This is a genomic window from Corynebacterium sp. MSK041 (genome assembly GCF_030232265.1).
Lineage (GTDB): Bacteria > Actinomycetota > Actinomycetes > Mycobacteriales > Mycobacteriaceae > Corynebacterium.
The window spans coordinates 87,462-105,321 of the sequence record NZ_JASPJK010000001.1 but is presented as its reverse complement, the minus strand read 5'-3'; the positions used below and the strand labels follow the sequence as shown (position 1 = coordinate 105,321).

Annotated in this window: 25 protein-coding genes and 1 tRNA gene; 8 read left to right on the top strand and 18 right to left on the bottom strand. The window is 59.8% G+C overall.

Annotated elements, in window-relative coordinates:
- Nucleotides 1-44: 44 nt before the first annotated feature.
- The 11 genes from QP968_RS00575 to QP968_RS00525 all read right to left on the bottom strand — a co-directional run bounded on the left by QP968_RS00575 (nucleotide 45) and on the right by QP968_RS00525 (nucleotide 2,990).
- Nucleotides 45-224 (bottom strand): hypothetical protein, encoded by a 180-nt coding sequence (locus QP968_RS00575; protein WP_284854390.1) that lies wholly within the window; start codon nucleotides 222-224, stop codon nucleotides 45-47.
- A gap of 13 nt (nucleotides 225-237) precedes the next feature.
- Complete coding sequence (locus tag QP968_RS00570; protein ID WP_284854389.1) at nucleotides 238-363, bottom strand: hypothetical protein; 126 nt, start codon at nucleotides 361-363, stop codon at nucleotides 238-240.
- A complete protein-coding gene (locus QP968_RS00565; RefSeq protein WP_284854388.1) occupies nucleotides 360-893 on the bottom strand; it encodes a hypothetical protein in 534 nt (177 codons plus the stop codon). Before QP968_RS00565 ends, QP968_RS00570 begins: the two co-directional genes overlap by 4 nt.
- On the bottom strand, nucleotides 890-1,069 hold the full coding sequence (locus QP968_RS00560; protein ID WP_284854387.1) for a hypothetical protein: 180 nt from the start codon (nucleotides 1,067-1,069) through the stop codon (nucleotides 890-892). Before QP968_RS00560 ends, QP968_RS00565 begins: the two co-directional genes overlap by 4 nt.
- A gap of 3 nt (nucleotides 1,070-1,072) precedes the next feature.
- Nucleotides 1,073-1,282 (bottom strand): hypothetical protein, encoded by a 210-nt coding sequence (locus QP968_RS00555; protein ID WP_284854386.1) that lies wholly within the window; start codon nucleotides 1,280-1,282, stop codon nucleotides 1,073-1,075.
- Entirely contained in the window at nucleotides 1,275-1,445 is a 171-nt protein-coding gene (locus QP968_RS00550; protein WP_284854385.1) for a hypothetical protein, read from the bottom strand. The genes QP968_RS00555 and QP968_RS00550 overlap by 8 nt, the downstream gene beginning before the upstream one ends.
- Nucleotides 1,433-1,579 (bottom strand): hypothetical protein, encoded by a 147-nt coding sequence (locus QP968_RS00545; protein WP_284854384.1) that lies wholly within the window; start codon nucleotides 1,577-1,579, stop codon nucleotides 1,433-1,435. Before QP968_RS00545 ends, QP968_RS00550 begins: the two co-directional genes overlap by 13 nt.
- Entirely contained in the window at nucleotides 1,579-1,770 is a 192-nt protein-coding gene (locus QP968_RS00540; RefSeq protein ID WP_284854383.1) for a helix-turn-helix domain-containing protein, read from the bottom strand. Before QP968_RS00540 ends, QP968_RS00545 begins: the two co-directional genes overlap by 1 nt.
- A 204-nt stretch (nucleotides 1,771-1,974) precedes the next feature.
- A complete protein-coding gene (locus QP968_RS00535; RefSeq protein ID WP_284854382.1) occupies nucleotides 1,975-2,118 on the bottom strand; it encodes a hypothetical protein in 144 nt (47 codons plus the stop codon).
- 384 nt (nucleotides 2,119-2,502) lie between these two features.
- Complete coding sequence (locus QP968_RS00530; RefSeq protein ID WP_284854381.1) at nucleotides 2,503-2,760, bottom strand: hypothetical protein; 258 nt, start codon at nucleotides 2,758-2,760, stop codon at nucleotides 2,503-2,505.
- Between the two features lie 8 nt (nucleotides 2,761-2,768).
- Nucleotides 2,769-2,990: a hypothetical protein gene (locus tag QP968_RS00525; RefSeq protein WP_284854380.1), complete on the bottom strand. Its 222-nt coding sequence runs from the start codon at nucleotides 2,988-2,990 to the stop codon at nucleotides 2,769-2,771.
- 152 nt (nucleotides 2,991-3,142) lie between these two features.
- Between QP968_RS00525 and QP968_RS00520 the strand changes: the two genes are divergently transcribed.
- From QP968_RS00520 to QP968_RS00505, 4 genes are all read left to right on the top strand, one after another.
- Nucleotides 3,143-3,595: a hypothetical protein gene (locus QP968_RS00520; protein WP_284854379.1), complete on the top strand. Its 453-nt coding sequence runs from the start codon at nucleotides 3,143-3,145 to the stop codon at nucleotides 3,593-3,595.
- Complete coding sequence (locus QP968_RS00515) at nucleotides 3,592-3,990, top strand: ImmA/IrrE family metallo-endopeptidase (RefSeq protein ID WP_284854378.1); 399 nt, start codon at nucleotides 3,592-3,594, stop codon at nucleotides 3,988-3,990. The genes QP968_RS00520 and QP968_RS00515 overlap by 4 nt, the downstream gene beginning before the upstream one ends.
- Nucleotides 3,987-4,391, top strand: a complete 405-nt coding sequence (locus tag QP968_RS00510; RefSeq protein WP_284854376.1) for a hypothetical protein — start codon at nucleotides 3,987-3,989, stop codon at nucleotides 4,389-4,391. Before QP968_RS00515 ends, QP968_RS00510 begins: the two co-directional genes overlap by 4 nt.
- Nucleotides 4,392-4,591: 200 nt before the next feature.
- Complete coding sequence (locus QP968_RS00505) at nucleotides 4,592-5,629, top strand: tyrosine-type recombinase/integrase (RefSeq protein ID WP_284854375.1); 1,038 nt, start codon at nucleotides 4,592-4,594, stop codon at nucleotides 5,627-5,629.
- Between the two features lie 39 nt (nucleotides 5,630-5,668).
- On the opposite strand, the gene QP968_RS00500 is transcribed toward QP968_RS00505, so the two are convergent.
- Both QP968_RS00500 and QP968_RS00495 read right to left on the bottom strand, forming a co-directional pair.
- Nucleotides 5,669-5,744 (bottom strand) — tRNA-Val (locus QP968_RS00500).
- A 90-nt stretch (nucleotides 5,745-5,834) separates the two neighbouring features.
- Nucleotides 5,835-6,263 (bottom strand): DUF3052 domain-containing protein, encoded by a 429-nt coding sequence (locus tag QP968_RS00495; protein WP_284854374.1) that lies wholly within the window; start codon nucleotides 6,261-6,263, stop codon nucleotides 5,835-5,837.
- A 144-nt stretch (nucleotides 6,264-6,407) separates the two neighbouring features.
- Between QP968_RS00495 and aceE the strand changes: the two genes are divergently transcribed.
- Nucleotides 6,408-9,206, top strand: a complete 2,799-nt coding sequence (aceE, locus tag QP968_RS00490) for a pyruvate dehydrogenase (acetyl-transferring), homodimeric type (RefSeq protein ID WP_284854373.1) — start codon at nucleotides 6,408-6,410, stop codon at nucleotides 9,204-9,206.
- A gap of 63 nt (nucleotides 9,207-9,269) precedes the next feature.
- A complete protein-coding gene (locus QP968_RS00485) occupies nucleotides 9,270-10,781 on the top strand; it encodes a flavin-containing monooxygenase (protein WP_284854372.1) in 1,512 nt (503 codons plus the stop codon).
- Here QP968_RS00485 and QP968_RS00480 read toward each other — a convergent pair.
- Nucleotides 10,778-11,755, bottom strand: a complete 978-nt coding sequence (locus tag QP968_RS00480) for an alpha/beta fold hydrolase (protein WP_284854371.1) — start codon at nucleotides 11,753-11,755, stop codon at nucleotides 10,778-10,780. The two genes, QP968_RS00485 and QP968_RS00480, sit on opposite strands and share 4 nt — an antisense overlap.
- 36 nt (nucleotides 11,756-11,791) lie before the next feature.
- Here QP968_RS00480 and QP968_RS00475 point away from each other — a divergent pair, with 36 nt between their 5' ends.
- On the top strand, nucleotides 11,792-12,109 hold the full coding sequence (locus tag QP968_RS00475; RefSeq protein WP_284854370.1) for an acyl carrier protein: 318 nt from the start codon (nucleotides 11,792-11,794) through the stop codon (nucleotides 12,107-12,109).
- 105 nt (nucleotides 12,110-12,214) lie between these two features.
- On the opposite strand, the gene QP968_RS00470 is transcribed toward QP968_RS00475, so the two are convergent.
- The 3 genes from QP968_RS00470 to QP968_RS00460 all read right to left on the bottom strand — a co-directional run bounded on the left by QP968_RS00470 (nucleotide 12,215) and on the right by QP968_RS00460 (nucleotide 14,514).
- The gene (locus QP968_RS00470; protein ID WP_284854369.1) at nucleotides 12,215-12,574 is read right to left on the bottom strand and encodes a hypothetical protein; all 360 of its coding nucleotides are present in this window, start codon (nucleotides 12,572-12,574) and stop codon (nucleotides 12,215-12,217) included.
- A gap of 217 nt (nucleotides 12,575-12,791) precedes the next feature.
- Nucleotides 12,792-13,685: a trimeric intracellular cation channel family protein gene (locus tag QP968_RS00465; RefSeq protein ID WP_284854368.1), complete on the bottom strand. Its 894-nt coding sequence runs from the start codon at nucleotides 13,683-13,685 to the stop codon at nucleotides 12,792-12,794.
- A 7-nt stretch (nucleotides 13,686-13,692) separates the two neighbouring features.
- Nucleotides 13,693-14,514 (bottom strand): serine hydrolase domain-containing protein, encoded by an 822-nt coding sequence (locus QP968_RS00460; RefSeq protein ID WP_284854367.1) that lies wholly within the window; start codon nucleotides 14,512-14,514, stop codon nucleotides 13,693-13,695.
- A 71-nt stretch (nucleotides 14,515-14,585) separates the two neighbouring features.
- Between QP968_RS00460 and QP968_RS00455 the strand changes: the two genes are divergently transcribed.
- Nucleotides 14,586-15,767 (top strand): M20/M25/M40 family metallo-hydrolase, encoded by a 1,182-nt coding sequence (locus QP968_RS00455; protein WP_284854366.1) that lies wholly within the window; start codon nucleotides 14,586-14,588, stop codon nucleotides 15,765-15,767.
- Here QP968_RS00455 and QP968_RS00450 read toward each other — a convergent pair.
- On the bottom strand, nucleotides 15,764-17,716 hold the full coding sequence (locus tag QP968_RS00450) for a hypothetical protein (RefSeq protein WP_284854365.1): 1,953 nt from the start codon (nucleotides 17,714-17,716) through the stop codon (nucleotides 15,764-15,766). The two genes, QP968_RS00455 and QP968_RS00450, sit on opposite strands and share 4 nt — an antisense overlap.
- Nucleotides 17,717-17,860 lie beyond the last annotated feature (144 nt).

Here is a 17,860-nt window from a genome sequence, read left to right as displayed (position 1 = left end):
TTCTGTCGCAGGGTTGCGGCAGTGTGGGTGTGCGCATTGGGTCATTAGGTGGGTCTTTTCTTGATTCGTGCGGTGTATCCTTCGGCTTCCCATTCGGCGGCGGTGTTGATGGCTTGGTCGCGTGTGCCCCAGTCGGTGTTTTCGGCTGGTAGCCATTCGCTTTCGAGGGTGTCGCGCCAGGTGCGGGTGACGAGGATTTCGCAGATGTAGAAGTCGTCGGTCACTGTGTCTCTTTGACTAGTTGGTCGTAGATGGGAGTGGTGGCTGCCTGGTCATGGGTGTGCCGTTGGCGTAGGTGGCCCGAGCTTCCCACGGGCCAGGCGTGGCGTTGTCTAGTAGCTCATGGATTTGCTCCGGTGTCATGCTTCATCACCCCACCGGAGGACGTGGAAAGTTCCAGGCCTGGCAGCCATGCCAATATTGACCGCTTCGCCGTATGCGCTTGTCCAGGAATCAGCGGAAGTCTTTAGCCACGGGGCGAAAGTATCCTTCGCCACAATCGTCCCCACAGGTGCGTCACGAAAATCAGCGTAGGATTCCAAAACCTCGGGGTAATCCGGCCCGGTGACCTCGACCAGCTTGTAGCGCTTCCCATTCGGGGTGAGCTGATCTCGCCGCCAGGCGCTCCTGCTCGTCACGATGTCACCCGCGTCTTCATCAGGCCACATCATCACCACATCACCACGCGGAGTGGTCGCCCCCGCCAAGTGGTGCTTCTCATCGTCCCACTCCACACCTTCCATAGTCTCCAGGGCGGTGTGTTCCAGAATGTACTCAGCGGCGGCCTTAGCCTTCTCAAACAAATCAGCAGCCAAAGTCCCCTCCGCTGCCTTCACAAACTCCGGGTAATTCTTCTCCGCCCACTCACGGGCCAACTTCTCCTGCTTATTCATGCGTCTACCTCCTTAAAGACGTACTTCCTACCTGTCAGGGTGATCTCCTCAAGAGGGAGCGTGTACAGCTCCAGCTCGCTATTGATGACGTACATGTCATGCGTGCCATCACGCTGGATGAGAATGATCTCTTCACCATCAGGGGCGACACCGCCCCAAAGTTTTTGCTTCGCCATCGTCTATTGCTCCTCTGGGGTCAGCATGATCACGGCCTGGACGAGCATGGCGGCCGTGCGATCGTCATACTCAGTGAAGGCGTCCATGAGTGCTTTCACGTCGTCGATGTGGTCTCCGTAGGTGTCGGCGAACCACTCCTTGTGTTCCTGGCGTGCTTCCTCCAATGCGGTGAAGCTGTCCCGGTGTGGCGGCATGATGCTTGGTTTATTCATCGTTGAAAAGCTCCTTGAATATGGGGCTGTGGTCGGCGGCGTAGAGGATGCGCAGCCCGGTAACTTCCTGCTCCAGGTCGGTGATGCGGTCTGTGTGCTTATTCAGCGCCACCCCTAGGAGGATGGTGGTGATAGCAAGACAGATGGTGCTTAGAGTGGCCATGTGGTGACTCCTGCGAGGATGAGGTTGAGGATTATGAGTGCGCACACTAGGAAGGCGGCTGCGTACTCACGTGGGGTGGGTGGTGGTGGGTCAAGTACGCCCACCTCAATGGCGAGGTATTCGAGCTCGGTCATTAGGCCACCCCGCAATTTGGTGTGAGGAAGCGGGCCAGCTCCGATTCGGGGATGCGGTAGGGGCTGTTCTTCATGCGCTGGTGCGCTTTGATCTCACCGGTTGTGATGTGGTCCCTCACGGTGTCGGGGTGAAGCCCGGCGCGTAGCGCGAACTCGGGCACTCCGATCCACCTTGTTGCTGGTAGGCTCATGGTGTTCTCCTATTTCTTAGGTAGGCAAAGCCCCCGTCTAGCGGCATCTAGCGGGGGCACTTTCTTTGGTGGGTGTTAGACGTAGGCGAGCTGCTCCAGGATGACGGTTGGCAGTAGTGGCCAGATCACGTCCAGGAAAGCATTAATCGCTACGGTGATCAGTGTGGTGTCAGCACTCATTTGGTGTTCTCCTTTTGCGTGTTTTTAGAGGGACAGGGCCAGCAAAATCCAGGTGATGACGTTCAATGCTGATGCGATGAGCTCGATGATTTCGATGTTCATGATGATGTTCCTTTCAGGATGTGGTGGGTTGTTTTGGGTGGGGGTGCAGGTAGACAGTGCGCACACAGTTGTGAGGCTTGCTGTGTGCGGTATCTCCTTACGCAGCGAGCGAGCCACTGCTACACCCCCTAGTGCCGATCCGTGGACTTGAACCACGGGAGTGTCCCTTATCGGCGTGTGTTTTTCGTCCCCAGTTACGCGGTTCTTCCTCACCCTTGGCCCGCTACGGCGGTCAGGTGGTTTCAGCCTGTCGGCACTAGTGGTCTTGGCGATCTAAGGCCCACGCTCGCACTAGCAAATACTCCCGCTGGGAGACGCCCCATCTATGCCTCCCGATGGGTAGGGAAATCTTTTTCAGTTCTCATTCATCACGCCCACGCCTAACTGCTGCGGGGCCAAGTGCCTGCCCAGGTCTCGAACGCTGGGTGACTGCCAGTCAGGCTTTTTGCACTAAAAAACGCGGGAAGTTTTGGCGCGCCAGCGCGGCTCCATTTGGTCCAGTACGTGAGCAAAAACAGCGCGGGCTTCACGGTCCGTGTCGAAGCGGTGAGATAGCTCGTGGGCCAGGATCACTACCCCTGCCGCCAGGCGCCCCCTCTGGATACGGTCCTCGATATGAATGTCGGACAAGGCGGCGATGAAGTCTTCGATCGGGTGAGTGCTAGTGTTTGGGTTGGCTGCGAGGTGCATCTCGCGGCCTCCTTTCATCTGTGGGGTTATGCGACGGCGGAGTTTTCGGGGATAAGGATTTTGTCGAAGCTCCACGCGGTGATCCGTTGGAGTTTTGCGAGGGTTTCAAGGTCTGGCGCGGTGCGTCCTGCGCGCCAGTTGCGGACGCTGGATCCGCTGCGATCAAGGAAGAGCTGCCCTAGTTGTTCGTCGGAGCGGACTCCTGTGATTTCTTTGGCCCGGTCGAGTGCGAGTGGGTTGATCTGCATGTGGTCACCTCCTTGCTTGGTTTCGCTCTCGTTAGCTATTTTAAGCACACGTAAGCGTAATTACGCAAACGACATTTACGCTTTTCTTTATTTCCGCAGGTCGAGTTAGCGAAAAGTTGCCCACTTAGCGAGTTTTCGCTAACCTCAAATGCATGGATCACAGCACTTGGATCACAGCGAAAATCAACGACAGCGTCCGGAACGTCGCCATCACTGCCGGCATCCCCCAGCGCACCCTGGCTACCCAGCTGGAAAAAGAGCGCATCACCCCGGAGAACGTCATTAAGATCGCCGAAGCCTTTGACCTCAACCCGGTCGGAGCGCTCGTAGACACCGGCTACCTCGATGCAAAATGGGGTAAGCGGGTCGATCCAGTCATCGCTGCCCAGCAGCTGACCGATAAGCAGATCACTGATGAAATCCTGCGGCGTCTCTCCGAGGTGCGTGGCGACCACGATGAATTCCGCACCCCTGTCGATGAGCTCGCATCGCGCCGCTCGAATAAGCCAGTTACGGGTGTCGTAGGTGTGCCTTATGGTGCTGTGGCGGATAGCAGCCCGGATGAGGATGAGCTCCGGGAGCAGGAGGAGGGTGACGCGGATTGAGGATCACTGACTGTGTGGACCTGCACGCCTATGCGGAGAAGATCGGCGTGCAGCTAGTCCACCACGATCAAGGGCCGAAGGGCTTTTATGTGGATGCGACGCGCACGATCTCCACGCGCCGTGGCTTGTCGATCCGGGCTTACCGGTCCACGCTGGCTCATGAGCTGGCTCATGCCACATACAGAGACGTACCCACCGGCAACGGCCACTATGACCAGCGCCAAGAGCTTCGGGCTGACAGATGGGCGGCAAAAGCGTTGATTTGTCCGCAGGCTTTTGAGGATGCGTACCGGTGGCACGCCGGGCATATGCCGGCCATCGCTGACGAGCTAGAGGTCACACACCACATCCTCGCCACATGGCGGGACATGACAGAAAGGAAAACCCCAGCATGAAACACCGATTAGCGACCATTGTGTTTGCTCTGCCCCTCGTCCTCGCAGGGTGTAGCGGCGTCGATGGTTTTAGGAGTGAGGAAGCGAAGCAGGAGGGGTGGGATTTGGTGAAGTGCGATGCCTACGTCCGAGTCTCTACCGCGCCGGAGATGATGAAGCTACGTGCAGAGAACTTCACTGGTGATGACAAAGAGGAGGCGCTCACCGCGATGATGCAGATGACCGGTGCAGACACCATGGGTGATGTGATTCCACGCACCGGTGATACCGAGTTTTTCGGTGATGACGTGATGTGTGAGGGCTGGGTGTGGGAGTGGTACAAATCCCGCCCCGGATACATGGACGGGTATGAGGATTTCACCCATGACCAGTTAGAGAAGCACATCGAAGAGAACTACTAGAAATGAGTGTGCCCCACACCTGGGGGGGTGGTGTGGGGCTGGGGTCGCCTGGCCACCCTGGGTATCGGGGGGTGGGCGACCAGACAATGTGGAGGGTATCACAAGTGGCGAGTGTTTCGCAGTACGAGACGAAAAAGGGCAAGCGATGGCGGGTACAGTACCGTGACCCTGCTGGGAAAGTGCGCACGAAAAGGGGGTTTGTGCGTAAGGGGGATGCGCAGGCGTGGGCGGATAAGAATGCCGTGAGTATCAATGAGCAAGATTGGGTGGACCCCACCCACGGCGCTGTGACTGTAGGCGAATTAGCTAAGACATGGCAGCGCTCTTGGTCGCACCTGAAACCGGCCACGAGGGAGATCAATGAGTCCACGTGGCGCATCCACGTGGAACCTATGTGGGGAGACAGGCAGATCAGGTCAATTAGGCGGTCAGAAGTGCAGGTGTGGCTGGGTGAGATCAAGCAACACAAGCGCGGCACTAGCGTGGCCACTGATAAGCCAGCGTCAGCGACGACGGTAAGGAATTGTCACATGGTGCTGGCGCAGATTCTGGACCTGGCGGTGGAGGACCGGTTGATTCGTGAGAACCCGGCGCGAGGTGTGAAGCTACCGGCCAAGTCGCCAGCGGTAAAGGTGTATTTGACGCCTGCCCAGCTTGAGGGGTTGGTGGCGGAGTGTGGCCAGATGGGTGATTTGGTGGCGCTGTTGGGCACGTCTGGGTTGCGGTATGGCGAAGCTACTGCGCTGCGTGTGGGGGATGTTGATTTTTTGCGTCGGCGTGTGCGTGTGGAGCGTAATGTGCGCGTCACGAAAGATGGTCCTGTGTTCGGTACGCCGAAGACTGGTGAGCGTCGGACGGTGGCGTTGACGGGGTGGGTTGCTGGCTTGTTGGAGGAGCGGACGCGGGGGAAGGGTAAGGATGATTTGTTGTGGGTGGCTGGTAATGGGGGTCCGTTGCGTCCGTTGGGGCATACGTCGTTTTTTGCTCATGCGGTGAAGCGGTGTCAGGAGATGGATTCTTCTTTTCCGGCGCGGTTGACTCCGCATGGGCTTAGGCATGTGGCGGCGGGGTTGATGGTGTCTTCTGGCGCGTCGGTGAAGGTGGTGCAGCGTCAGCTTGGGCATGCGTCGGCTGCGATGACGTTGGACCGCTATTCGGATCTTTTTGATGGTGACTTGGATGCGGTGGCGGAGAAGATGGATTTGGTTTTTTGTAGTCAAAATGCAGTCACTGGATGAGTGAAGCCACTCCCCGACTAGCGGAAAGTGGCTGTGAGCTGGTGCGCCATGACGGGCTCGAACCGCCGACCTACTGGGTGTAAACCAGTTGCTCTTCCAGCTGAGCTAACGGCGCGCACGCGAATGAACACGTGGGGTGAAGATTAACACGCCCCCAACACTAGAAACAAAAGGGCCGGTCAGGACTCTGGCACCCCAGAGCTAGTTAGCGCTTTGCGCCGGCGCTGCGGAGGCAGGAGCCTTGCCAGTCACCGACGCGGTCCGCCTTGGTTTGCAGGAGGCCTGCCAGTTGGGCGGATTCAGAGATGTCGCCTGGGTGGACTTCGCCGGGCTGGTTTGCGCCGGGGGTGAGGAGCCAGATGCGGCCACCGTCGCCAAGATTACGGCCGGCATCGACGAGGACGTCCACGAGGTCATCGTCGCCGGCGCGGTGCCAGAGCAAGACAACGTCGCAAAGCTCATCCGTGTCTTCATCAAGCAGGAGTTCCCCGATGTGATCCTCGATGGCTTCGGACAAGGAAGAATCACAATCCTCATCCCAGCCGAGTTCCTGGACTACATCATCTGTAGAAATTCCCAGCTTGTCTACGTAGTTCACAGCACCAGTGGCGCCCACTGTCGAATTGCCTCCCATTGTGTTGGATATGAATATAGCCAGGATACCGCGCATCTTCGGGGAATACTGAACTTCGGGTGGGTCAGCGCAAAAGTAGTATCCTCGAGCGTGTACTGAGGGCTCTTGCAGCCCGAGACTTTCACACCTTGACGGAGGTACCCAATGGCTGACACGAATTCGGGCAACCCCGACCTCACAACCCCACACGCGGAGGATTCAAACATCCCGCTCATCCGCGATGGGGTTGCTTCCTACATGCACGATCCGGACCCGGAGGAAACTCAGGAGTGGATTGATTCTCTAGATGGTCTGTTGGAGGATTCGGCCCCGGAGCGCGCCCGCTACCTCATGCTTCGCCTGTTGGAGCGCGCCTCTGCGCAGCGTGTACCACTACCGGCGTTGACATCGACGGATTTTGTGAACACCATTCCCACGACATTGGAGCCGGACTTCCCGGGCGATGAGGAGATGGAAAAGCGCTACCGTCGCTGGATCCGGTGGAACGCGGCGATCATGGTGCACCGCGCGCAGCGGCCGGGCATTAAGGTCGGCGGCCACATTTCCACTTACGCCTCGGCGGCCGCGCTGTATGAGGTTGGTTTCAACCACTTCTTCCACGGCAAAGATGCACCGCAGGGTGGTGACCAGATCTTTGTGCAGGGCCACGCCTCCCCGGGTATTTACGCCCGTGCGTTCCTGGAAGGTCGCCTGAGCGAGGAGCAGATGGATGGCTTCCGCCAGCAGAAGTCGCGCCCGGATGTGGGCATGCCGTCCTACCCTCACCCGCACGATATGCCGGAGTTCTGGGAGTTCCCCACGGTGTCCATGGGCTTGGGCCCGATGAATGCGATTTACCAGGCGCGCTTTAACAAGTACCTGCAGGACCGCGGGATCAAGGACACGGACCAGCAGCATGTGTGGGCATTCCTCGGTGACGGTGAGATGGATGAGCCGGAATCCCGTGGCCTGCTCCAGATGGCCAGCCTGTATGAGCTGGATAATCTGACGTTTGTGGTGAACTGCAACCTGCAGCGTCTCGACGGCCCCGTGCGCGGCAACGGCCAAATCGTCCAGGAGCTGGAGTCCTTCTTCAAGGGTGCCGGCTGGAACGTGATCAAGGTGATCTGGGGCCGCGAGTGGGATGAGCTGTTGGAGAAGGATGAGGATAACGCGCTTGTCCACATCATGAACACCACCAAGGACGGTGACTACCAGACGTTCAAGGCCAACGATGGCGCCTATGTCCGCGAGCACTTCTTCGGCCGGGATCCGCGCACGGCGAAGTTGGTTGAGGACATGACAGATGAGCAGATCTGGAAGCTGCGCCGCGGTGGCCACGACTACCGCAAGGTCTACGCTGCTTACAAGAAGGCATTGGAGACCAAGAACGGTAAGCCGACGGTCATCCTGGCGCTGACCATCAAGGGCTACGGCCTGGGCCACAACTTCGAAGGCCGCAACGCGACCCACCAGATGAAGAACCTCACGCTCGATGATCTGAAGCTCTTCCGCGATAAGCAGGAAATCCCCATCACGGATGAGGAGCTGGAGAAGGACCCGTACCTGCCGCCGTACTACAACCCGGGCCCGGACTCGGACGAGGTCAAGTACATGATCGAGCGGCGTAAGGAGCTCGGCGGGTATTTGCCGGAGCGTCGTGAAGCGTACACTCCGCTGGAGATGCCCGACTTTGAAAAGACCTTCAAGGCCTTGTTCAAGGACTCGGGCTCCCAGAAGGTAGCCTCCACGATGGCCCTGGTGCGCACGTTTAAGGCGCTGATGCGGGACAAGGAGATCGGTAAGCGTGTCGTGCCCATCATCCCGGATGAGGCGCGCACGTTCGGCCTAGATTCCTGGTTCCCCACGCTGAAGATTTACAACCCGAAGGGCCAGAACTACGTTCCGGTGGACCATGATCTGCAACTGTCCTACCGCGAAGCTACGGACGGGCAGATTCTGCATGAGGGGATTAATGAGGATGGGTCGTCGGCAAGCTTTATTGCAGCAGCGACGAGCTATGCGACGCATGGTGAACCCATGATCCCCATGTACATCTTCTACTCCATGTTCGGTTTCCAGCGCACCGGCGATAACTTCTGGGCGGCTGGTGATCAGATGGGGCGTGGCTTCATCGTGGGCGCGACAGCGGGTCGCACGACGCTGTTCGGCGAGGGCCTGCAGCACATGGATGGGCACTCCCCTGTTCTGGCGTCGACGAACCCGGCGGTCGTGCCGTACGACCCGGCGTTTGCGTACGAGCTGCCTTACCTCATCGATCGAGGCATTGAGCGCATGTACGGCAAGGACGGCGGTGAGAACGTCATGTACTACCTCACCGTGTACAACGAGCCGATCCACCAGCCGGCCCGCCCGGAGAACCTCGATGTGGAGGGTCTGCACAAGGGCATTTACCTGTTCGATCGTGGTGAGGAGAAGGAGAACAACGTCTCCCTGCTCGCCTCCGGCGTGGGTATGCAGTGGGCGCTGCGCGCGCAGCAGATTCTGCAGGAGGACTACGGCGTGGGCGCGTCCGTGTACTCCGTCACCTCGTGGACGGAGCTCGCGCGTGATGGCGCGGCGCGCAACAAGGCTCGCATCCACAACCCGGACCAGGATCCGGGCGAGGCATTTGCCACCACGCAGTTGAAGCAGACATCAGGCCCGTACATTGCTACCAGCGACTTCACCACGGACCTCCAGGAGCAGATCCGCCCCTACGTGCCGGGCCGCTACGTGGTGCTCGGTGCGGATGGTTTCGGCTTCTCCGACACACGCGAGGCCGCTCGCCGTTACTTCAACATCGATGCGGAATCCATGGTTGTCGCCGCACTCACGGCGCTCGCGGATGAAGGCAAGCTGGACATCTCCATCGCCGCGCAAGCAGCGAAGGATTTGCTTGTCGACGATCCCACCGCCGCCCCTTCCCACTCCGATCAGGGTGAGGAAAACGCGATGGAGTAGGCACGAACAAGCAATTAACCTGTTTTAATTTGGCAGCGCTAATTACTTGTTATCGTCTACCCCATGAGCCGATTGGATACATCCTCCCGCGAGAACCCGTTGGACCTGTTCATCGTCGGTGCTGGACTGAGTGGCATCGACTTGGCGCACCATGTCAACGAGAACTTTCCGGATTGGAATTGGCAGATCGTTGATTCCAACAAGGCTGTCGGCGGTACCTGGGTGACCTTTACATACCCGGGCATCCGCTCCGATTCGGACATGGCCACGTTCTCCTTTCCATTCAAGCGGTGGCCACACAAGGGCAGCCTGGGTTCAGGCGAGCGGATCCAGCAATACATTGAGGATGTCGCGCGCGAAGAAGGTGTATTTGATCGCCTGACCCTGCACACCTGGGTGAAGAGCGCGAACTTTGATTCTTCTGCTGGCCTGTGGGAAGTGACCATGCTGACCCGCAACGATGGCCAGCCCATCCCCGAGGGCAACGCACCCGAGGACGCGCCACTGACCGAGCACACCGTGTGGGCCAAGCGCCTGCACTTTTCCTCCGGCTACTACAAGCACAACCGGGGTTTCACTGCGGACATCCCGGGCATGGAGCGTTTCACCGGCACACTCATCCACCCCCAGCACTGGCCGTCGAATCTGGATATGGCAGGGAAGAAAGCCATCATCATCGGCTCCGGCGCCACCGCTGTGACGCTCCTGCCCGCTCTGCATGAAGCTGGTGCGGACGTGACCATGCTGCAGCGCACCCCCACCTACGTGGCGCCGCTACCCAATCGTGACAACATCACCGCCGTGACCACAAAACTCATGCCAGAAACGCGCGCCTTAGCCACCGCCCGCGCCCTTCACATCGGGCGCGACATGATGCAGTACTGGCTATGTCAGGGTTTCCCGCGCCTGGCTCGTGGCTACTTCATGCTTCTCAACCGCATGTACATCCCGTTCAAGGACATCCTCGCCCACTTCAACCCGCCGTATGGCCCGTGGGACCAGCGCGTGTGCAAGTCCCCGGACGGTGACTTTTTCAAGGCCATGCAGGACGGCGCCACGGTTGTTACCGGCAAGATCGCCACCGTGACAGCAGACGGCATCGAGCTTCAAGATGGGTCTTTCCTACCGGCGGACATCATCATCACAGCAACCGGCCTGGACATTCAGGTCTTTGGCGGCGCCACCATCTCGGTGGACGGCGAAGAAAAGCCGGTCCCCTCCGCCGTTGCTTACCGCGGACTCATGGTGGATGGCCTGCCCAATTTCTCCTTCACGGTGGGCTACCTCAACCAGTCTTGGACCTTGCGCGCGGATTTGGTGTCCCGCTACATGTGCCGCCTGTGGAAGCTCATGTCCGCCGACGGTTACACCACCGCCACACCCCGCTTCCCCGCGCACCTCAGCGCCGACGTCCCGTTGATGAACATGGACTCCGGCTACCTCGTCCGCGCACGCAAGGACCTGCCCACCCAGGCCGAGGCGGACCCGTGGGCGTTTACCCAGGACTACATCCACGAGTATCGAACCTGGGGCCGCAAAAGCACCGACCTGCGTAAGGACATGGTGTTCTCCTAGCGGGTTTGGAGCTTAGCCACCAACCGCATGACCGCCGCTGTCACCGCCCCCGCCGCATCCAATGGCGGCATGTGCCCCGACTGCGGCAGCACCTGTAGCGCAGCATCCGGCCACACTTCATGGAGCGCTTCCGATTGCTCCAGAGGCGCCACGGTGTCTAGCTCCCCCACCAGGATGTAGCCGGGAACTCCCTTGAGCTTTGCCTCCACTCCCCGTTCAGAATGTTCGCGCAGGTCCGGAAAGAAGCCCTCATAGGTGCGCAGCGGTGTGCCCTGAATCATGTCGGCGTGGAAGCGGATAATTTCCCAGGGCACGTGCCCGGCATAAAAGCCCACTGCCAAAAGCGGTGCCAAGGCAGATGTCACTCCCACCCGCACTGCCTCTGACAGCCCCGGCATCGCCTGCACCGCACGGTACAGAGCCGTTCCCGCCTTGCCACCCAGGGCCAGCGGCAAGCCACGTTCCGTGAATGGGTCCACTGCCGAGGAGATCTGCACACTGCCAGCCAGATCAAATCCGCCTGGCTCGCCGGCATAGCGGCGGATCAGGGATAACGAAATCGGACCGCCCAGGGAGTGGCCCACCACGATCACGGGCCCTGTGACGCCGCGGTCTGCGAGCACCGCCATCACATCATCAGCCGCACGATCCACACTCAGCTCCGCTGGGCTGTCGGCAGTAGTAAGGCCATGCCCCCGCACATCCACTAACAGTTGGCGGATTCCCAGCGGTTTTAGGGCGCGCTCCTGCAGGTAGAAGGACTGCGATGAGATATTGAAGCCGTGCACATACAGAATGGTCAGGGGCGCGTCCTGTGGGCCCGACTCATACCAGTGCACCGCGATCTGCCCATTGCGCGTGGTGCCCTCCCGCATACCGGTGAGCCCCGGGGCACCGCTTTCGGCCCGGTGCGCACGATCCCAAGCAGGGGTACAGAGCTCTAGGACAGCACGCAGATTCCGGGCAACCGACATGCCGTTGATCGTAGCCGCTAGTGGCACAATGGCCGCATGGAGCTTTCCCAACGCCTAGACCTAGCCAAATTTGGTTTTGATGCCCCCGCCAGTGAGCCTGAGGAACAAACCGTCCCCCGTGATGGTGATGCGTTTGCCCAGCTATGCGCACTACTGAGCAAGGTTGGTGTTGTCGAGGATGCGCAATCAATCTCCCCTGCGGACACCCTCGATGGCCTGGACGTGGATTCCCTGACCCAAATCGAGTTCGTCGTGCGCGCGGAAGACCACTTTGGCGTGCGGATTGATGAGGAGTTGTTCAGTTCCTGGGACACCCTGGGGGACATGGCTGAGTACCTTGCTGGGGCCGAGTGAAGGATTTGCGCACTCCTCCAGAACCGAGAAGAACCGGCCTGGGCTTCTAGGAGTGCCCGCGGTGACTGGAGGCAAAATCCTTCACCCGGCTTTAAAACCTGCCCCTTAAACACTCGCGTGGAACCGGAAAGTCCCAGAAAGTTCGGCCAAGTGTGCGCGGAACTCGGACAACTCGTGGGCCGGCGCCACGATCACTTCGCGGCACGCAATGGTGCGGTTAGAACTGTCATTGCGCCAGCGGGTGAACCAGATGGTGTCCCAGATGTCCTCTGGATCTAGCACCCCAAAAGCAGACCCAGACCCATCACCCAGCGCAGCGGGCGGGCTCAAGTGCACGGCCATGAGCTCTTCAACGCGGAGGCGGAGATGTCGTGGCATCCCGTGAATGGTCAATACCGCCCGCTGGACGGGACTTTGGCGTGGCTGGGTGCGTACGCAGGTGGGGGCGATGAGTGTGGTGGTCATGGAGGGGATCAGTCCTTTCGCTAGTGACGCACCGTGCGCGCGCAGCGCGCGCAACATGTGCAACTAATACGTCAAGACGAGGCTCGTCTTCCCCTACGCCCTCATGTGACTCATGGCAATTGTTCCTTCCCACTAGCCACACGGACAACCCTCAACCTGCGCTTTATACCCCCAATCCCTCAAGTGGCACTTGAGGCTCGACACTCCCAGACGAGCATTAATCCCGCGCCCACCCCTCGGACGAGCCCTCCCCATGCCGGTCCACGTAGACGCGGAACAATGCGGCAAGGAACTCTTCGGGGGTAGGTTCTGCACTCCCATCCAGTTGGTCGCGGACTTCGCCTTTAGTGGGCATGACGCCGTCATCGGCAAGCGGGTCGTCGTGCATGGTGGCTTCCTTTTCAAGGCGCCACTCACGCACCTTTTTAGGTTCGATGACGCTCACAAGCTTGGTCATCCAGATATCAAAGCGGCCGGCTTCATTGCTCGCCGGCACGTACCACTTAGCCCAGTACGCAACGGTCCCGAGGATGAACGCGGTCAGCGGTGCAACCGCGAGCGCCACCGATGGGTCTGCAGCTTGGTACAAAACCAACGCCGTGGCGGAACCAACGATTGCGGGCACGACGTACATTTGCTGGTCGTTGAGGATGCGGGGGATACGCCCGATGAGTACCTCGCGGATGACCATGCCGCCCGTCGCGGTGATCACGCCCATGAGAATGCAGCCAATCCAGGACACCCCCATGCCAAGTGCGGTGACGGTGCCGGTGGTGCACCACACACCCAGAATCACCATGTCAGCGTGGAAGCGCGTGATTTCCCACACGTAACCACGCAGGTTCATCAGGAAGGCCACTAACGCGCCGACGAGAGCGATGCTGATGTACCAGGGGCTGGATAGCGCGGCGACGGGGGTATTGCCAATCAGGGCGTCGCGCATCATGCCACCGGCCATGGCGGAGATGATGGCGATGAGCATGAACCCGACTGCGTCGAAACGCAATCGGCGCGCAACTGTCCCACCGATCAATGCGTTCAGGAACACGCCGATGAGATCTAGGATCGCGATGGCTTGGCCTACCGCGTTGTCGATTCCTCCGAAATACACGAGGTCATCATAGCGAGTGGTAGATCCGCGTGTTCGTCTCTTGCCACAGGGGTTTTGCCCAGTCACCGAACTCGCGGTCAGTGAGCACCACCATCGCAGCGCTTATCGACGTCCCCCCGCCCGGCACCACCCACACATACGTCCCGCTCATCCCGAAGTGCCCAACTGTCTCCGGCGGCATGGTGTCGCCGGTCCAGTGAGGTGATTTCTCGCCCTTGATCTCAAAACCCAGCCCCCACGGGCAGGGTTTTTGCATGCCGTAACCAGGCACAATGCCGCGCAGGTCCCCGAACTGGTTGGTGTAAGCCTCCGCCAGTGTCTCTGGGGCGAGCAACTGCGGGGACAGCAGTTCCTTCACAAACGCAGTGAGGTCCGCGACCGTGGAACGTCCCCCGTGGCCGGCCGAGCCGTAGATCTCCGTGTTGTGCATCCCAAGCGGCTCGAACACTCCCTCGCGGGCGTAGTCCGCGAAGCTCATGCCGGTTTCCTGTTCCAATGCCTCGGCCAGAATCTCAAAACCTGCCGAGGAGTAAATCCGTCGCTCCCCCGGCCGCTTCTGTGACTTCCGGTCATTGAAGCCCACCCCGGAGGCATGCGCTAAAAGGTGTCGGACCGTGGACCCCTCCGGCCCACACGGCGTGTGCAGCTCAAACACTCCCTCTTCGACTGCCATGAGGAAGGCGTAAGCGGCCAACAGCTTGGTCACACTGGCCAGTTCATAGACCTGCTCCTGGTCCCCTTGTTCGGCCAGCACGCTGCCGTCTCCCGACAACAACGCCGCCGACACCGTCACATCGTCCCAGCCCGGACCCGTCAAGTTCAGTTGCATGCTCGCCAGCCTAGCCGGGGTGCGAGACACGCAATCCCGGCAGCCCTGACAGCGCTGGCACAATCGGATCTATGAGCAACCCAGCACAGAACCCACTCCTTCCCCTCTCCGCTGCCGAGGCTGTCATCGATGACATGATCGCGGATGCCATGACGTTGGTGAACATGGAGACGTACAGCTTTGACAAGCCACGGTTGGATGAGGGGTTGGAGGGGTTGCTGGGGGTCGTCGATAAGCGTCTTGGTGGCCCTGATGAGCAGGAGCGTTTCAGCGGCGGTGAGTACGGCGACATCGTGGTGCGCACGTATCGTGGCAGCGCACCGGGGCGCGTGGTGATCGCGGGGCATTATGACACGGTGTGGCCTGCGGGAACGGTCGCCGCGTGGAACCCACCACCCCACGATGACCCGCGGGAACGCCTGTCCGGACCAGGGTTGTTTGACATGAAAATCGGGCTCACGCAAGGCATCTGGGCGCTTACATTGCTTCGTCGCGCGGGCCTCCCCCACCCCGACGTCACCTATATTTTCAACGGTGATGAGGAGATCGGCTCACCTGCCTCCCAACACATCATCGAGAACGCTGCGCGTGGCGCGGATGCCGCATTCGTACTGGAAGCCAGCGTGGGCGACAACGTGAAGGTCGCACGCAAAGGCATCGGCGACATCACCGTCACAGCCACGGGCATTGAGGCGCACGCGGGCCTTGAACCGGAGAAAGGCGCCAGCGCCATCATCGCCCTCATGGAGTTCTGCCTCGAAGCCGCGAAACTCGGCGATGCGGAGAAGGGCACGACAGTCAACGTCGGCGTGATCACCGGCGGCTCCGGCGCCAACGTTGTCGCTGGTACAGCGTCCGCGAAGATCGATGTCCGCCACTGGGTGCCGGAGGAAACAGAGCGTATCGACGCCACCCTAGCCACCATCACCCCCACCGACCCCCGCGTGTCCATCTCCGTGAACAGCAGCTGGAACCGCCCACCCATGCAGCACACCGCCGGGACGGAGGCGCTGTTCCAGGTTCTGAAAACCCAAGCCTCTCGGTTGGGCCATGACGATTTGAAGGGCATCGCCGTCGGTGGCGGTTCCGACGCGAACTTCATCTCCGCCATCGGCGTCCCCGTTGTCTGTGGCCTCGGCGCCGGCGGCGCTGGCGCGCACGCCCGCTACGAGTACATCTACCCCGACTCAGTGCCTTTCTTCACGGCCTTGCTGGCAAACGCCATCGCTGCCATCAACGGGCCCGTGGTTTAGAACGGCCACTTGAAGTCGCAGTGCTGCTTTAGCCAGTTCCCAAACGCGGTCAAACCGAGCAGCCCCAAAGCAACCCAGAAGGCGATGAAGAATCCCTTCCTCACCGGGTTGGAGGAAAAATCACTATCGGCCGAACCATCACTGGAGCCCGAAGACCCATTCTGCGGTGCCGGCGTCGTCGTAGTAGTCGTCGTCGGGCTGGTTGTCGGAGTCGTGGTTTCCGTAGATGTCTCCGGTTCCTTCGTCGGCTCGGTCTCGGAGGATGGCGCCTCTGTCGTTGATGTTTCCGAATCCTTGGAAGTCTCAGTTTCCTTGGACGGCTCCGATTCCTTGGTAGGCGTCGTGGACTCTGCCTGCGAGGTCGTTGTCGTAGAAGTAGTCGGCGTCGTGGATTCCTTCGGTGTCTCCGGCTCCTTAGTCGGCTCGGACTTGGAGGTCGACGGCTTCGTCGGTGACGGTTCCGGCTCCTTGGTCGGCTCAGTCTTCGTAGTCGACGGCTTCGGATCCTCGGAAGGCTTCGTCTCCGTCGTCGATGACTCAGAACTCTTCGACGGCTCCGATTCCTTGGTAGGCGTCGTGGACTCTGCCTGCGAGGTCGTTGTCGTAGAAGTAGTCGACGTCTCCGATTCCTTCGACGGTTCTGGCTCCTTCGTCGGTTCCGGCTCCTTGGTCGGTTCAGTCTTCGTAGACGACGGCTTCGGATCCTCGGAAGGCTTCGTCTCCGTCGTCGACGACTCAGAACTCTTCGACGGCTCCGGATCCTTGGTAGGCGTCGAGGACTCTGCCTGCGAGGTCGTTGTCGTAGAAGTAGTCGACGTCGTGGATTCCTTCGGCGTCTCAGGATCCTTGGTCGGCTCGGACTTAGAGGTCGACGACTTCGTCGGCGACGGTTCCGGCTCCTTAGTCGGCTCAGTCTTCGTAGACGACGGCTTCGGATCCTCGGAAGGCTTCTTCTCCGTCGTCGAAGACTCAGAACTCTTCGTCGGCTCTGATTCCTTCGGTGTCTCGGATTCAGGAGAAGTTGGCTCCGAACTCGGTGGTTCCGGGGTTGGTTCTTCGGACGGTTCCGGACTTGGCTCCGGCTCTGGGGTCGGTTCCGGCTTTTCCACGATTGTCACTGCTGGGAAAGGCGTAGCCGGCGCCTTTCTAGCGCCGCGACCCGTGTAGTCCTCAGACAACCCACAGCGAGCCAAACCGTTAAATGTCCTCCCAGCAATCTTGCCGTTCAGAAGCCCTTGGACAAATGCTTCTGGAGGATTGTTCTTCGCATCAGCATTCCGGATTGTCGCTTGAGCGGTGCTACCAGGAGAGCCGGTGGCTTTGAGCTTCAAAGTCACTTTTGGCAACTTACCCCTCTTAGCATCTCCAGCATTGAAATGGGCACCACCGTAGAACCAGCGACTGCCTGGCTTACCCGCCCATTCTGCGGGGTTGTCGCCGACGGGTTTTCCCGTGAACCCTACTGGTCCAACGGTATGGGAATCGTCGCGTCGGTTCTCACCGACGAAACGGAGGCGGTTGCCATCCTGCAGCACGTTGAACTTCAGCGGGGTTGTCTTGTCGTACTCAAAGGAAACCAGCTCAACGTTTTCAGGCAGATCGATCCACAGGTTCGCCTGGGAGATGTACTTGGCTTCCACTGTCTGCCCCTGCGCCTTCATCTCGGTTGGAAGCACAACGGTTCCGGGGTCAATGACATACTCAAATTCGTCACCGACCTCGACGGTCTCAGGGGCAGTCGCCTTCATCGACAATGCAAAATCATTGCCCATGTCAAGAGCTGTTTTAAGCCAGGCTGCACGCCCCTTCGGGTACACGTAGCACGCCAACGGGAGATTGACATCAGTTGTTTTGGGTGCTTCTGCCGCTGCTTGCGGTGCGGTGAGCACACCGGCGACAAGGGCACTGGCGGCCAGGCCCGCAACTGTATTGCGGAAAATCTTCTTCACTTATAACTCCAGGGAAACAACATAAAGCACCGCCACAGCTGTGACAGCGCATCTCTCTTTTGCTGCGACGAGAACGCTCAGCACGAATAGTTCCAGTGTAAACCAACTCCGCTTCAGCACTACCATCGGGTAGCCCCCAGCCGA